The following is a 14,628-nucleotide window of genomic DNA, read 5'->3' on the forward strand; positions in this document are numbered from 1 at the left end:
TTATTAAGCTTGATCTGAATTTCTTACATGTAACGGAGGTGGAACTACCCACCCTTTTTTCTTACTTAAACGTAGCAACGTTACACCTGCCTGCGCTTTTTTCATATGAAATTGTCCAAATAACATACCTACATCTTCTCGAAGGCATTTTCCCATTACTTGACTACATGTGACAAGTCCAGCTGCTAATCCTGTAGAAACAGCAGCAGCAATTTCTGCATCATTAATACGTGCTCCAGGAGGAATGTCTTCGATAGATGCAACTGGTCGTTCTGGAGGAGCAGGCGGTAAAGCAACCCCATTAACTTTTAAAAGCGCCTTTAATTCTTCTATTTCCGAATTCATATCATTTTCAATTAAGCCTTCTAAAAACTTCTTCAAATCTTCATCACCTGTATGATTCATAAACACTTGATGACTTGCAATCGCACCCTGTGCAGCAAGAAGATAACTCCAAATATCAAATACTTCTCCGTAATGTAACGGTTCATTTTGAGGATTTCCACTTAATATACCCATTTTTAAATTCCTCCCTTTCGAAAAGATAATAATAAATATTGATTTCAATATTAAAATCAAATTTTTAAGTATGCTTTTTCCTGCAAAAGCTTTTCTACTATGCATGGAAAACACCTTTCCAACACTGCGTGTTTATTGTTTAGGAAAGTAGTTTACAAATAAAATACCCAAAGATTATGAAAGAAGATTATCAATAATCTTTGAGTGAGAATTCATTTACTATAAGGGTTTGTTTTTTATACATATACAAAAGAAATTGATTTACATATCTACTATATTTTATGTCAATTCACTTAACGGTTAGTTCTACCACCAAGTTGTTGTTCAGCCATTGCTACTAAACGTTTTGTAATTTCACCACCAACAGATCCATTTGAACGAGCTGTTGTATCTGCACCAAGTTGCACACCAAACTCTTGTGCAATTTCATATTTCATTTGATCAAGAGCTTGTTCAGCGCCTCGAACTAATAATTCATTACGACTTCCACTGTTATTGTTTGCCATATCGTTTCACCTCCGATGTTTTTAATATGCTACGGATTATGAAAAAATAGTTATCCTTTTTATGGGAATTAGATCATGTATAAATATTGAGTTTCTTCTTAAAATAGGGCAAAAGACATAAGAGCTACTATAACGTACTTTCATAACGACAGTATGTATAGCTTTCTCTCTACTAATTTTTTTTGTCAAGAGATACTTATAAATTATGAAAAATGATTCCTAAGGAGATATGAGATGAAAGCCGTAACCTATCAAGGGCCAAACAAAGTACAGGTTAAACAAGTGGATGATGCAAAGTTAGAAAAAAAAGATGATATTATTGTAAAAATTACTTCAACTGCTATTTGCGGTTCTGATTTACATTTATATCAAGGCAACATGCCTTTACCTCCAGGGTACATTATTGGTCATGAACCAATGGGAATTGTTGAAGAAGTTGGTCCAGATGTTACGAAAGTAAAAAAAGGAGACCGTGTTGTGATCCCCTTTAACGTTGCTTGTGGACATTGTTTCTATTGCCAACATGAAATGGAAAGTCAATGTGATAACTCCAATCCTCATTATGATTCTGGTGGATACTTTGGTTACACAGAGAAATTTGGTAACCATCCAGGTGGACAAGCAGAATATTTAAAAGTTCCTTTTGGAAATTTCACTCCATTTGTTATACCGGAATCATGCGAACTTGAAGATGAATCCCTACTATTTTTATCAGATGTTTTACCAACAGCCTATTGGAGTGTAATAAACGCAGGTGTTAAGCGAGGTGATACTGTTATCGTCCTTGGTTGTGGACCTGTTGGATTAATGACACAAAAATTTGCTTGGATGCAAGGTGCTAAACGTGTAATTGCAGTGGATTACTTAGATTATCGGATGAATTATGCAAAAAAGATTAACAATGTTGAGGTATTTGAGTTTACAAAATTCCCAGATATGGGAGAACATTTAAAGGAAATTACACATGGGGGTGCCGATGTAGTTATTGATTGCGTGGGGATGGATGGAAAAAAATCGCCTTTAGAATTTCTGGAACAAAAATTAAAATTACAAGGCGGAACTCTCGGCCCTATTCAAATCGCTACGAAAGCCGTAAGAAAATATGGAACAGTTCAAATGACCGGCGTTTATGGTGGCAATTATAATGCATTTCCACTCGGGGCATTTTGGGTTAGAAATATTAACCTTAAAATGGGACAAGCACCTGTCATTCATTTTATGCCGGAACTATTTGAAAAAATAACAAATAAAGAATTTGATCCAAAAGAGATTATTACGCACAAAATCCCCCTTGAAGAAGCGAGCTACGGTTATCAAATTTTCAATAATCGTGAAGATAATTGTATAAAAGTCATTTTAAAGCCTTGAAAATATAATTCATTATTCTTAATGAAAAGATAAGATTACATTTCGTAATCTTATCTTTTTTATTAAAACACTAAGTATCTCCCCCATTTTCATCTCACATCGAAAATAGTTATTTTCAAAAACTTTGTATTTCGAGATAGTAATCAAATGCAGTTCCTACCAATAAAGATACAGCATTACTATAAATAGTACGCCTTTATTTCAGGGCCACCGTACTATTAATTTATATTAAAGAATAAATTTATGAAAATTAGACTCTCTTCGGCCACTATAGATAACTTAACAAAAAAAGCCGCTAATTCCTGAAGTACCCCCAAAATGAAAATTTCTTTTTCTACAGTTAGTTATTTGGAGAAGTTAGCTCTTTTTTCGTTTTGGGGGTGTTTCCTTTTCTTAAGTTGATGGGCATGGGATAAGGCCAGAAATCAGGCTTTTTCATTGCTCCATTAAAGCGCCATTTCCTTGAATCATTACAAATTCTATTTGCCGTTATTTATTGATGTTCTTTAAATCTCCCTTAACTTAAATATTAATATCTAAGATCTTTTATCAACATAGCAGAAGGGATTAATGGCTTATAAGCAATAGGTGAAGAAAGTGAAATTAATGTTGTAGAGTTACCAAATTTCATACTTTCGTTTTCAAATAGTTCCAATTCCTTTGTCGATTCTACTACTACTTTAATCAAGTAATTATATTCGCCACTTATACGATGACACTCTACCACTTGCGGCATATTCTCGCAATAATCCACAAAATTTAGGCATTGAGTAGTTCTAAATAAAATGAAAGCTACTGTTGACTTTCCGATTTTATCCTTTGCTACAATTGTCCTGTAATTAGATATGATACCTTGTTCCTCGAGTCTTTTTACTCTTTCTGTTACCGCAGGTTGTGACAAACCTACAAGCTTACCTATAGAAGTCATTGACAATCGTGCGTCTTTTTGCAAATGCATTAATATTTCTTGATCCACACTATCCATAACTAATCCCCCTTATAATGTATAAACACTTATTAAAAAATCTCTAAATAATAAAGTTAAAATCCCAATTTTATATAGTTTATCATCAAATTATTGATAACTACATTATAAAGAATGATTTTTAAAACCTAAATTATAAAACATAAATAAAATAGCATAAAATCATTTAATTTATAACTAAAATAAGAAATATTGCGATGGTTTTTTATGTAAAATAATATTTTATTGTTTTAAAATTAATTTATCTTATAAAAAACAAGAGGAGTGATATTTCATGTTAACAAGAGATAAGGATATTGCTGGTTTGAGTAAACGAGTTCATGAAGTTATAAACAAAGCAATCGAAAACAACAAAATCATAGGTACTGTCACCTTAATTTGCAAGGATGGCAACCTCATCTATAAAAATGTTGCAGGTTATGCTGATCGAGAAGAAAAAACAAAAATGGAGCTGGACTCGATATTTCGCCTTGCATCTGTTACAAAACCAATCGTTTCTGCAGCAGCTTTAGTTTTGGTCTCAAAAAAATAATTGGTTTGGATGATCCAATTACTAAGTGGCTTCCGGATTTTCAACCTAGGTTAATGAACGGTGATAAACCTTCTATTGATGTTATAGATAAACAAAAAATAGTTACACAATATCTAAGTTGTTCCCCTATTCCTAAAAGAATGGGTGATTTTCCACTAAAAAAGTCTGGCTTTGAGAAGTATAAATTATAGGCACCTTCCTAAAAAAGAGCTGCCTACTTATATTTTCTTTTATATATATTGAATTTATTTTATGAATCAAAGGATTTGTTGATTAAATAAAAACTAATATGATGAGGTGCTATTCATATGGATCAAAATGTAAGCTTATCCACCCAAAGAAGCGCTACCACTTCCCCTTTACCAGAACGCCTTCCGTGGAATGGTTTAATTGCTCTGGCGCTGGCTGGATTTATCTGTATACTAACAGAAACTATACCTGCTGGGTTATTAATAGAGATTGGTCATGGACTAGGAGTTACTGAATCTCTTGCTGGTCAACTTATTACTTCATATGCTCTTGGATCATTATTAGCTGCTATTCCTTTAACTACAGCAACTCAAGCATGGAGAAGGAAGCCTTTGTTACTTCTATGTATCGTCGGATTCCTTTTATTTAATACTATTACAGCTTTTTCTTTTAACTATACTTTAACGTTAATAGCTCGCTTCTTAGCTGGTGTAACTGCAGGTATTCTTTGGGGGATGACTGCTGGATATGCCCGTCTAATGGCACCAGAATCACTTAGAGGGAAGGCTATGGCCGTAGCTATGGCTGGGACCCCTCTTGCTCTTGCATTTGGAGTTCCTCTTGGAACATTTCTTGGGTCATTTTTGGGATGGCGCTCTGTCTTCGGAATCATATCACTTTTATCTTTAATATTAGTAATTTGGGTTCTATCGAAGGTTCCAGACTTTCCTGGACAATCTAAGGAAAAACGCATATCTCTATTGAAGGTTTTGGTCACTCCAGGGGTAAGATCAGTACTGTTTGTTGTATTAGCTTGGATACTTTCACATAACATACTTTATACTTATATTGCACCTTATCTTGACTATATTGGGCTAGCACCAAAGATTGACATGATATTACTTATATTTGGCATATCAGCATTAGTTGGTATTTGGATCATTGGAATATTAATTGACAGTAAGTTACGGTTGTTAGTTTTACTTAGTATTGCTGGATTCGGTATGGCATCTGTAATATTAGGCATTGGATTGAACCAAACTATTGTCATCTATTTTGCAGTTACATTATGGGGGCTTACATTCGGCGGGGCAGCAACACTTCTGCAAACTGCGATTGCAAATGCTGGTAGAGATAGTGTAGATATCGCCCAATCAATGCTCGTGACAACTTGGAACTTGGCAATTGGAGGCGGAAGTGTGGTTGGAGCATTCCTTTTGGAAACCGTTGGAGTTTATTCTTTTCCATGGGTAATGTTCTGCATATTGCTAGTTGCATATATTATTGTATGGAGAGCTAAAACATCTGGCTTTACACAAAAACAGAAATAGTACAATTGGATAGTTATTTGTATAGTGGAAAAGGATTTAAAGATTACAAGGAGGATTACTTATTTTTATGTGATTAAATGCTTTTCAACCCAAGGTTTTTGCTATGATACTTATGGTTATTGACCATTTGTATACTTATATTCCAGATATGCCTTTATGGATACATCATCCTGGACGCATAGTTGCACCTATTTTCTTCTAGCATGTTACTTTTGTAGCCTTTCTTTTATTATTTGTATATTTATCATCATAATTAGAGTTATATTATTTTGAAGGTGCCAAACCCTTATTGTCAAAACATAATTTATATAAATTGACCTTTTTTATCTTGGCCAAAGATGTAGTTTTAACTGTTTGGATCATCTGATTTTAATGTTCCATAGGGGCCAAATTTCCCGTTACTATTAATCGGTCACAGTAAGACGTTATTTCAAACCCAAAAAATAGATTACCTGTACACTAAAAAGTATAGGTAATCTATTTTTTGAGATTAATAAAAACCTAATTTATTTTTTGAATTCTTCCATCAATAATAGACTGAATTGGTTCTTTTGATTTTTTTATGTAATCTACTAATGCTTCAAAATCAGTTGGTCCTGTTTCAGCATCTTTACCGTTTTTAAAGGATACAAATCCATCTCCACCTGAAGCTAGAAATGCGTTCGCAACGACGCTATAAGTTTTTGAAGGGATAATTTCTTCTCCATTTGTTAGGCGCATACTTGTTACTTTTTCTCCATTAGGTTTGTTTGCATCCCAAGTGTATTGGATCCCTGAAATTTGAAGCATTCTTGTTATATCTTTTTGCCATTGTTGATTTAAAATATCACGAATATCTTGACCCGTTAAATTTACTTTTATTAATTGATTTCCGAATGGTTGAATACCATATATCTCTCCCCATGTAATATCACCAGCATCTAAGTCATTACGAATACCACCAGGATTCATAAGTGCAATTTGAGATTGCATTGTTGCACGCTGGGCATCAGCAACTAAATTTCCAAGAGTAGATTCACCAGCCGTATTTAGTTTGCGATCTAGTGGAGCAATAGACTTACCTACAACTTCATTGACAAGAGGTGCAATTTTTGCTTGATATTTCTCCATCTTCCTCTTTATTTTTTTATCAGGCTCCATGCCTTCATGGTAAGTTGTAACAATTTCTGCTTTTTTCTCAACAATATCTTGTGTTTTACGATCAATCTTTACATCAACATCAGCAAAAGCCATACCGTAAGAATTTGCTTGTACGACAAGTTTATTATTAACAGTTCCATTTACATAAGTGTGGCTATGCCCCCCAAAAATAACATCGACTTCTGGATCAGTCTCATTTGCTAATCGGACGATATCACCATTTGTTACGCCATTCCCATCTGTTGTCCCCCCGTTATGTGCAAGAACAACGATAGATTTAACGCCTAGTTTTTTTAATTGCTTTACGGATTTGTTAATAGCTTTAACTTCATCTGTAATTTCTACATTCTTTAGCATAGTAGGCATAACAAGGTTAGGCACATCCGTTGTTACGACTCCGATAAATCCAACAGGAACTCCTTGTACCTTTTTTATAGTGAATGGTGGTAAAAATAAACGACCAGTGGATTTATTATAGAAATTTGCGGCAACATATGGGAATTTTGCTCCTTTAAATTTCCCTGTTTTCTCATGGTATCCACCATAAATAAGGCGGTTCATTTCTTCAACACCTTCATCAAATTCATGATTTCCTATTGTTCCAACATCGAATTTCAAATCATTTAGAAATTCAATGGTAGGTTCGTCTTGTAATAATGCTGAAACAGGAGTACTTGCTCCAACAACATCGCCAGCATGTACTTTTAATGTATTCGGATTTTGTTTTTCACGATCGCGTAAATAAGCCCCTAAGTACTCGATTCCCCCTGCATCTTTATTGTTAATTTTTTTTACTGTGTCTAGTTGCCCATGAAAATCGTTAATCCCGAGCATTTGCACATCTATGTAGCGGTTTGATTCTGTACTTGCTTGGGCTGAAGGCACAGCGAATACACTAGTAAAAGTAACTGTACTTAATGCTAAAGCAACTAGAATGATTTTTTTCAACATAAAATTTCTCTCCCCTAATAATTAAAATCTTACATAATACGATGTTATTTTAATATATTAAGAGGATTATTTCTATAAAAATTCTACTAATTATAAAAATTAATAAGATTTTATCGTTTTCTGACAAAAACATTTCTTTGTTTTGAGGATTATTCAAAATATTATCTTGATAGTAATATAGCAATCCACCTAAGAGACAAAAAAACTCTAATCCATAAATTTTAGCCGTTAAGAAAAATATTCAACTCGAAACTAATAGAGATTTATCAACCTAACATTTCAATATCAATATTTAAAAATGAGCAAAAATTTCGTTATAGAAGATTTCGATTCTTTAAATTGATTACAGTGGTGCACTACGCCGCATTCAAAAAGGTGCTCCTGGATTTATCCAAGAGCATCTTTTATAAAGCTTTATTTTTTACTTGTTTATCAATTATCTTATGATATTTAATACCCCTCATATTTTTAAACAAAACTACTTAGTAATCGTATGAAAGGCTGCCCAACCATTTTTACGGCACCTCTAAGTATATCCTATTGTGCTTATGTCTAATTAATAAGGATCTGATTCATGGCTTTTCTTTACTGCATCTTTTGTTGCTTCGTTTGCAGCTAATGAACCTTGGCCATATTTTGATTTACTTACTTCGCGGCCTGGAAGTTTGTTTTCCGTTTTAGCTTCTTTCATTTTCTTTTCAATACCTTCTTTAACACGACGGCCATACTCTTCATCAGCTTGTGTGAAGTGTGCAATCATCGCATTCTGAATTCTTTTGTCACATACTGCAAGTGCTTCAGATAGATTTTTAACCAACTCATTTCGTTCCCACTCCTCAAAACTACGATACGTGTGACCTGCTTGACCATAATTATTAGGACGATCGATTGGTGCACTCATAGCAGCCGCATTGTAAGTTGGTTGGTGTGGATGGTGCTTTTCTTGTTTTGCATCTTTATAACCACCCAGCATAGATGGCTCATAGTTAATATGCGGATTTTCTCCAGACTCTTTCGGATTACGCATATCCATTTGACCACGATGTTGATTTGTACGAACAGGTGCTTTAGGTGCATTTACAGGTAATTGCAGATAGTTTGCACCAACGCGATAACGTTGCGTATCTGAATAAGAGAAAGTACGACCTTGTAGCATTTTATCGTCTGAGAAGTCCATGCCATCAACAAGTACTCCTGTACCAAAAGCAGCTTGTTCAATGTCTGAATGGTAATCAACTGGATTACGATCAAGAACCATACGTCCTACTGGTAACCAGGGGAACTGCTCCTCTGGCCAAAGCTTCGTATCATCAAGAGGATCAAAATCGAGTTCTGGATGATAATCATCCTCCATAATTTGTACAAATAGCTCCCACTCTGGATAATCTTTGCGCTCAATTGCTTCATATAAATCTTGTGTTGCATGACTAACATTCATTGCTTGAATACTGTTTGCATCTTCTTGTGTTAAATTTCGAATTCCCTGCTTCGGCTCCCAGTGATATTTCACCAATACCGCTTCGCCTTTTTCATTTACCCATTTATAAGTGTTTACACCAGATCCCTGCATATGGCGATATGTTGCTGGAATACCCCATGGAGAAAATAAAAATGTAATCATATGCGTTGCCTCCGGGGTACGAGAAACAAAATCAAACATCCGCTCAGGATTCGCCACATTCGAAACCGGATCAACCTTAAACGCATGAATCATATCTGGGAACTTCATCGCATCACGAATAAAGAAAATTTTTAAATTATTCCCTACTAAATCCCAGTTACCATCTTCCGTATACATTTTCACTGCAAAGCCTCGTGGATCCCTTGCTGTTTCTGATGAGTCCTTAGCTCCAGCTACTGTAGAAAAACGAACCATTAACGGTGTTTTTTTGCCAGCCCCCGAAAACACTTTCGCACGAGTATATTTTTCTACCGGCTCATCTCCAACTTTTCCATACGTTTCAAAATACCCAAATGCTCCAGCTCCTCGCGCATGTACTACACGTTCTGGAACCTCTTCTCGATCAAAATGAGAAATTTTTTCGATGAAATGATAATTTTCAAGTGTTGCTGGACCACGATTCCCAATTGTTCGGATATTTTGATTATCCTTCACAGGGTGCCCCTGTCGTGTTGTCAATGTCTCACGTTTCACGTCTTGTTCATCTAGAGAATTCATGTCCTGGTTTTCTTCCATAATTGAAAACCTCCTCAAAATTATTCACCTTTAGGTATTTCCATTTATTAGAAAAAATATGATAGAATTGCAAATTATTTATCATGTATCAATTAACAATGATATAGTTGTAATCAGTCCTTTAAGAATAATAGGAGTGCTTCATGTGTTAATTTCCCACTATATTCAAATGGTACAGTTGCATCTGAATCACCATGAATAACAAGGGTAGGTATATTAATCTTGGCTAAATCGCCTCTGAAGTCTGTTTTGCTGAAAGCAGCGATATCTCTATTGTAAAATCGAAATGATACTATCCCAATTAATAAATATTACTAACCATATATCTATCATATATTTTATAAACAAGATTAATTAGATTTAAAAAAAGATTTCTTTTTCTTTACTCGTAATAAGTCACCTGTCCATCCTTTCACTCTCATATACAAATACATACCACCTGTTGTAAAAATGATAAATAAGAGAGCGATTAAATAGCTATATTTCCATTCTAGTTCAGGCATATATTTAAAATTCATCCCCCACAATGCTCCTAAGGCCGTCAAAGGCGTACTTACAGCAGTTAATACAGTAAGAGCTTTCATAATCTCATTCCCACGATGTGAAGAAACAACTTCTTGTAAATGAATCATCGTGTCCAATTCTTCTTGGTACTCTTTAACAAGTTGTAATCCACGCTCTAATTTTACGTTTGTTTGCTTATAACAAAGAGTGTTTGTTAAGTTTTCTAACCAAGCTTCTTTCAGGCCTTGTAACACTTCTTGTATTAAGCGAAACACATGTGTGTTCATAAATAGTTCATGACGAATATGATAAATTCTTTCTAAAACTGCTATGTTATTATGATGATAAAAATCCCATAATACATTCCTAAAATTGTTTTCGAAATAGTCAACCTTTCGCAAGTAGTGAGATATAAACATTGATAAGATAGCACATAATCCTTCAGCGGAACTATTACAATTTTTTGCACTAAAAGAGGCCTTATGTATTAATTTCTGAAAGTCCCCTTCCTCTTTTTCCTGAACCGTTATGAGTATTCCATGAGCTACGAAATAATGAAGAAATTTTTGAATTTTGGCGTCCTTTTTATCTTGATCATATAAAAACGAACCATATACACAAGTTTGACTTGATGATAACGTATAAACATATAATCCATTTTCACAAGGAGAACTTATTTTCTTTACAAATTGAGAGAAATAAGATGTTACATCACGAGGAATTATAGAAGAAAGTTTTTCAAGCTCACTAGTTTTCACATGATACCAACTCCATTTCGGCATTTTTATGCATTCCATATTATTCTTCCTTTCTAAATAGTTTTATGTTTGATCGAATCATATCCGTAATATGAAATTTGTATGTAGGTATTCATGTCTTGGAGGAAAAGTTTTTAGATCAACTAAATTACAAAATAAAGTGAAACTTTAATCAGTGGGGGTTTTCTTCATCCCCCACTGATTATTAGCCCTCACCAATCGGACTTTTATGGGCAGCCCGACCCCCACCTAAATTCTTTGCTTTCGCAGAATTTTGAGGTGGGGGTCTTACTGCCCATTAAAGTGGGACAAATGGCATAGGAGGTCTTATTCTATTAAAAGGAAGACCCCCTATATATTAGCTATTTTTATTCTCAAATTTAAACATTTCCTCTATACAAGCACTTTTTATCTTTTCTTATAAAGCATTTTTTATATCTGGAAAAGAAGCTACATAATTTGGCACGTCTATTCAACGAACTCCATTTTGGTCGTTATTATAATTTAGATTCATATACAGATTGATTGGTGATGTCGTCAAATACTTGACTTCCAATCATGTAGTATCCATGAAGTGCAGCCTCTTTCGAAGCGTCTACCATACGGAAAGAAGAAATTTCACCTTGCATTTTTTCAATTCGTTTTTTGTGGAGATCTACTATTCCTCCTGTCCAAATAATAGTGTCATACTGGTCTAACTTAAATTGTTCTTGTAATACACGCATAACGTCTTGGAAGTGTGCATCCAACTCTTTTTGAATCAAAGTATAAACCTGACTTGTCTGAGGATCTTCTTCTCGACCTCCATATCCTTTTTCTAATATGTTTGGCATATCGTTAATATGCAATTGATTACTTTCACCCGCATGATTCTGCACGATATTCTTAATATTTTTCAAAGGCTTGCTACATCCTAGTTCCGTCTCATAATGATTTAAAATGACATTCTGTTTCATATCTGTCATTTCTAATGTACGAAATCCACCATCAATAATTAAGATACGATCTTGTTCCTGAATAATTCCCTCTTTTAAGAAATAGGCATGTAAAGCGACCGGTTGCTGAAGAATTAAAGCATTTTCCACCGTAATAGTAATAAATTTCCCATCAATTTGCACAGAAGTTTCTTTTTTTAGTGCACGTTGTAATTGCTCATGCTGACTACCAAAATAAGTGACAGGAAGCCCGGTAACAACTAAAGGTAACACGACATTTTCTTTATAATCCTTTGCAATACAACCAAATATTTGTTGTTTAAACCGTTCGCTTTCATAATAATTTTCTATTTCTTCGTCAAATGGAGGAAGCAATGAAGCGTCAGATTGATGCGCTTCATTTCCCATGTAGTATGCAAAGTCTAAATCTATAAAACTTACCTTTGTTAAATCTTCACTTTCATCATGATTAGGTACAGGGGCTAGTGTGGAAGCTTCACTCTTAATCGTCACCTCAGAATCTACATCCTGTCGATATGCCCGCTTAGTAAAACCAATTCCTACATCAATTGCATACAGAGATTTCATACCTTTTTCCTCACTTTCTCTTTTTAGAATTAAATCTAAGCACTCTCTTCTTTCATATATTTCTTTTCATTTTTCGTTTTTTCTCCGTCTATGTCCTTACTGTTTTGATTTATTTCGTTATCCTTTTCATCTGTTTTCTTTTTGTTCGTTTCGTTTTCTGTTAAGTCTTTAATGGTAGAAATGACAACTGGTGTGGCTGTAAGCAGTTGTGGTAATGTTTGTTTTGCAACATTAGCTGCAGTTACAGAGAATTGTTTACTTGTTTCGGTTACCTTCTCCAATGTTTCCTTTATGTTTCCTTCTTGCAATTTTTCTTTTACGCTTTTTCCTTTTGTTTGTATCGCTTTCCGATTTTCCTTTTTTAATAAGGAGACTATAACTCCAGTCGTAATCCCAATCATAGCGTATTTAAATATTGTATGTTTCATTTTTTCTCACCCTTCTCCACTTTTATTTTCTTCCATGCTACAAGCTAAAATAATTACCTTACCTATTGCAATCTATTAGAGAGAATGATAGTTTTGCGGTTGCCTATCACTCGCCGTTAGTGTTTCATCTGTTACTAGGAGTAAAATTCTCCCTTGATCTAGTTTTTCTTCATATAAGTTAGCTTCCTCCTTCGACAATCCCATTTCTTCCATTTGATTTCGGAGCTCGTCCCCTTTTTTGGAGAAAAAGTTGATAATACTTGTGCCCAATCCTTGTTCTTTTACTCCAATCGTATTTATGTTTGTATCATCCGCAATCTTTTTTGTTATATGTTTTTCATGTGTTAAGACGTAAATGTCATCTTGGTGAATCCCTTGCAATTCTAGCTCTTTTACTTTCATAACTACTTCCTGTTCATTATCATATTCATGAACCACCAGTTTTCTTTCATTCTTATGCATCGTATTTTTCCTCCTTTAGATTTTTTATTTAGTTGTTATGTAATATGTAATACACCTATTTTAAAGATGTTAAACCTAAATTTTCAAAAAATTTCACACGATAGATTATTAATGTTTTTGAATATTAAAGAGATGTCACGAGCACTTTCCTTTGATAGCAGTGTTACAAATAACGATTTGTGTAAAAGGCATGTCCCTTATTTTATAGAAAATTTCTATTTAGAAAAATAAAAAACACTCCTTTTCAAAGAGTGTTTTTAAAAAATATAACCTAATAGTAATGTTTCTATTTTAATCGCAGAAAGAAAGTCTTTATTAAAACATATGGTTGCTAATTTAATTGCAATCTTCCTTGCACCCAAGCAGCAATATCATTTATAACATACTCGGGGATATTAGCAGGACATAATATTCATCTGGTTTACTTATTTCCCCATCACCCTCTGTAAAAAAATGATTTAACTTTGGATATAGTCGATAATCAACGTTACCTCGTTCTTTTAGTTGTTCTTTCCAAAGAGGGATTTCGATTTTCGATTGAACTTGATAGTCTCGTTCTCCTTGAATAATAAAAAGCGGTATCTTTTGTTCTTTTGACATTTCCACTGCTTTCATTTTACGTATAGAATCCTTACTTCACAGGATTTTTTTGCTGTTTTCATTATATCCTTACTATACAAATGAAAATATACAAACTTTGTATAAAAAAATGATTTTATAGTATCTTTTTAATATCCATGTCCACCTTGCCAGCCACCGTGTCCGCCCGGCCAACCACTATGTCCGCCTTGCCAACCACCGTGTCCACCTTGCCAACCACCGTGTCCGCCCGGCCAACCACCATGCCCGCCTTGCCAACCACCGTGTCCGCCTTGCCAACCACCGTGTCCACCTTGCCAACCACCGTGCCCGCCTTGCCAACCACCGTGTCCACCTTGCCAACCACCGTGCCCGCCTTGCCAACCACCGTGCCCGCCTTGCCAACCGCCGTGTCCACCCGGCCAACCACCGTGTCCGCCTTGCCACCAGCCTGCATAGCCTTGTCTCTGTGAGTTCATTCCTTCGCATCCCTTCTTATTAAAAGTTCAAATACTGTAACTGGGTATTCTCTAAATATAATTATGTATCCCAAAAATAAATGTATCCGCAAACATCCCGATTCTTGGTAAAGTAATTATCTAATGAAAAAAACATTTTCGCGGGATAAAAAATAATACGATTTGCATGAAAGAATA

14 protein-coding genes and 3 pseudogenes are annotated in these 14,628 nt (G+C 34.7%); 5 read left to right on the forward strand and 12 right to left on the reverse strand.

All coding sequences use genetic code 11. The annotated features are described in order from the left end of the window. Positions 1-3 precede the first annotated feature (3 nt). Positions 4-519, reverse strand: coding sequence for a DUF3231 family protein (locus tag ACTFNE_RS09090; protein WP_000512120.1), 516 nt, complete (start codon positions 517-519; stop codon positions 4-6). Positions 520-812: 293 nt separating this feature from the next. Next, a complete protein-coding gene (gene sasP, locus ACTFNE_RS09095) occupies positions 813-1,025 on the reverse strand; it encodes a small acid-soluble spore protein, SasP family (RefSeq protein WP_000002842.1) in 213 nt (70 codons plus the stop codon). Between the two features lie 234 nt (positions 1,026-1,259). Here sasP and ACTFNE_RS09100 point away from each other — a divergent pair, with 234 nt between their 5' ends. Next, complete coding sequence (locus tag ACTFNE_RS09100) at positions 1,260-2,393, forward strand: zinc-dependent alcohol dehydrogenase (protein ID WP_270705912.1); 1,134 nt, start codon at positions 1,260-1,262, stop codon at positions 2,391-2,393. Positions 2,394-2,922: 529 nt separating this feature from the next. Here the strand turns inward: ACTFNE_RS09100 and ACTFNE_RS09105 are convergent. Then, positions 2,923-3,378, reverse strand: a complete 456-nt coding sequence (locus ACTFNE_RS09105) for an Lrp/AsnC family transcriptional regulator (protein WP_046199424.1) — start codon at positions 3,376-3,378, stop codon at positions 2,923-2,925. 274 nt (positions 3,379-3,652) lie between these two features. Here ACTFNE_RS09105 and ACTFNE_RS09110 point away from each other — a divergent pair, with 274 nt between their 5' ends. The 3 genes and pseudogenes from ACTFNE_RS09110 to ACTFNE_RS09120 all read left to right on the forward strand — a co-directional run. After that, complete coding sequence (locus ACTFNE_RS09110; protein ID WP_270706123.1) at positions 3,653-3,910, forward strand: serine hydrolase; 258 nt, start codon at positions 3,653-3,655, stop codon at positions 3,908-3,910. Between the two features lie 308 nt (positions 3,911-4,218). After that, positions 4,219-5,430: an MFS transporter gene (locus tag ACTFNE_RS09115; protein ID WP_270706122.1), complete on the forward strand. Its 1,212-nt coding sequence runs from the start codon at positions 4,219-4,221 to the stop codon at positions 5,428-5,430. 103 nt (positions 5,431-5,533) lie between these two features. After that, positions 5,534-5,629, forward strand: a pseudogene (locus tag ACTFNE_RS09120) (TraX family protein); the annotation flags it as partial. 302 nt (positions 5,630-5,931) lie between these two features. Here ACTFNE_RS09120 and ACTFNE_RS09125 read toward each other — a convergent pair. The 7 genes and pseudogenes from ACTFNE_RS09125 to ACTFNE_RS09155 all read right to left on the reverse strand — a co-directional run bounded on the left by ACTFNE_RS09125 (position 5,932) and on the right by ACTFNE_RS09155 (position 13,393). Beyond that, positions 5,932-7,521, reverse strand: a complete 1,590-nt coding sequence (locus ACTFNE_RS09125; RefSeq protein ID WP_270706120.1) for a bifunctional metallophosphatase/5'-nucleotidase — start codon at positions 7,519-7,521, stop codon at positions 5,932-5,934. 556 nt (positions 7,522-8,077) lie between these two features. Continuing rightward, on the reverse strand, positions 8,078-9,718 hold the full coding sequence (locus ACTFNE_RS09130; protein ID WP_270706119.1) for a catalase: 1,641 nt from the start codon (positions 9,716-9,718) through the stop codon (positions 8,078-8,080). Positions 9,719-9,831: 113 nt separating this feature from the next. Further along, positions 9,832-10,005: pseudogene (locus ACTFNE_RS09135) on the reverse strand (alpha/beta fold hydrolase); the annotation flags it as partial. 63 nt (positions 10,006-10,068) lie between these two features. Further along, entirely contained in the window at positions 10,069-11,019 is a 951-nt protein-coding gene (locus tag ACTFNE_RS09140) for a magnesium transporter CorA family protein (RefSeq protein WP_046199414.1), read from the reverse strand. Between the two features lie 458 nt (positions 11,020-11,477). Continuing rightward, positions 11,478-12,503: a ParM/StbA family protein gene (locus tag ACTFNE_RS09145; protein WP_270706118.1), complete on the reverse strand. Its 1,026-nt coding sequence runs from the start codon at positions 12,501-12,503 to the stop codon at positions 11,478-11,480. Between the two features lie 35 nt (positions 12,504-12,538). After that, positions 12,539-12,931: a hypothetical protein gene (locus tag ACTFNE_RS09150; RefSeq protein ID WP_000683204.1), complete on the reverse strand. Its 393-nt coding sequence runs from the start codon at positions 12,929-12,931 to the stop codon at positions 12,539-12,541. 75 nt (positions 12,932-13,006) lie between these two features. Further along, positions 13,007-13,393 carry a general stress protein gene (locus tag ACTFNE_RS09155; protein ID WP_046199412.1) on the reverse strand — a complete coding sequence of 129 codons (387 nt, stop codon included), beginning with the start codon at positions 13,391-13,393 and terminating at the stop codon, positions 13,007-13,009. Positions 13,394-13,525: 132 nt separating this feature from the next. Here ACTFNE_RS09155 and ACTFNE_RS09160 point away from each other — a divergent pair, with 132 nt between their 5' ends. Continuing rightward, positions 13,526-13,624 carry an acyl dehydratase gene (locus ACTFNE_RS09160; protein ID WP_080445125.1) on the forward strand — a complete coding sequence of 33 codons (99 nt, stop codon included), beginning with the start codon at positions 13,526-13,528 and terminating at the stop codon, positions 13,622-13,624. A gap of 100 nt (positions 13,625-13,724) precedes the next feature. On the opposite strand, the pseudogene ACTFNE_RS09165 reads toward ACTFNE_RS09160, so the two are convergent. After that, positions 13,725-14,023 (reverse strand): annotated as a pseudogene (locus ACTFNE_RS09165) (alpha/beta hydrolase); the annotation flags it as partial. A 98-nt stretch (positions 14,024-14,121) separates the two neighbouring features. Next, positions 14,122-14,451: a hypothetical protein gene (locus ACTFNE_RS09170; RefSeq protein ID WP_270706117.1), complete on the reverse strand. Its 330-nt coding sequence runs from the start codon at positions 14,449-14,451 to the stop codon at positions 14,122-14,124. Positions 14,452-14,628 lie beyond the last annotated feature (177 nt).

The organism is Bacillus cereus group sp. MYBKT111-2, from assembly GCF_051915205.1.
GTDB lineage: Bacteria > Bacillota > Bacilli > Bacillales > Bacillaceae_G > Bacillus_A > Bacillus_A paranthracis.

What these genes read in the sequence shown, in the direction of transcription:
- ACTFNE_RS09160 (WP_080445125.1), top strand. Translation starts at nt 13,526, where the DNA reads ATGTCACGAGCACTTTCCTTTGATAGCAGTGTTACAAATAACGATTTG.
- ACTFNE_RS09145 (WP_270706118.1), bottom strand. Translation starts at nt 12,503, where the DNA reads ATGAAATCTCTGTATGCAATTGATGTAGGAATTGGTTTTACTAAGCGG.
- ACTFNE_RS09170 (WP_270706117.1), bottom strand. Translation starts at nt 14,451, where the DNA reads ATGAACTCACAGAGACAAGGCTATGCAGGCTGGTGGCAAGGCGGACAC.
- ACTFNE_RS09100 (WP_270705912.1), top strand. Translation starts at nt 1,260, where the DNA reads ATGAAAGCCGTAACCTATCAAGGGCCAAACAAAGTACAGGTTAAACAA.
- ACTFNE_RS09125 (WP_270706120.1), bottom strand. Translation starts at nt 7,521, where the DNA reads ATGTTGAAAAAAATCATTCTAGTTGCTTTAGCATTAAGTACAGTTACT.
- ACTFNE_RS09140 (WP_046199414.1), bottom strand. Translation starts at nt 11,019, where the DNA reads ATGGAATGCATAAAAATGCCGAAATGGAGTTGGTATCATGTGAAAACT.
- ACTFNE_RS09090 (WP_000512120.1), bottom strand. Translation starts at nt 519, where the DNA reads ATGGGTATATTAAGTGGAAATCCTCAAAATGAACCGTTACATTACGGA.
- sasP (WP_000002842.1), bottom strand. Translation starts at nt 1,025, where the DNA reads ATGGCAAACAATAACAGTGGAAGTCGTAATGAATTATTAGTTCGAGGC.
- ACTFNE_RS09105 (WP_046199424.1), bottom strand. Translation starts at nt 3,378, where the DNA reads ATGGATAGTGTGGATCAAGAAATATTAATGCATTTGCAAAAAGACGCA.
- ACTFNE_RS09130 (WP_270706119.1), bottom strand. Translation starts at nt 9,718, where the DNA reads ATGGAAGAAAACCAGGACATGAATTCTCTAGATGAACAAGACGTGAAA.
- ACTFNE_RS09150 (WP_000683204.1), bottom strand. Translation starts at nt 12,931, where the DNA reads ATGAAACATACAATATTTAAATACGCTATGATTGGGATTACGACTGGA.
- ACTFNE_RS09115 (WP_270706122.1), top strand. Translation starts at nt 4,219, where the DNA reads ATGGATCAAAATGTAAGCTTATCCACCCAAAGAAGCGCTACCACTTCC.
- ACTFNE_RS09110 (WP_270706123.1), top strand. Translation starts at nt 3,653, where the DNA reads ATGTTAACAAGAGATAAGGATATTGCTGGTTTGAGTAAACGAGTTCAT.
- ACTFNE_RS09155 (WP_046199412.1), bottom strand. Translation starts at nt 13,393, where the DNA reads ATGCATAAGAATGAAAGAAAACTGGTGGTTCATGAATATGATAATGAA.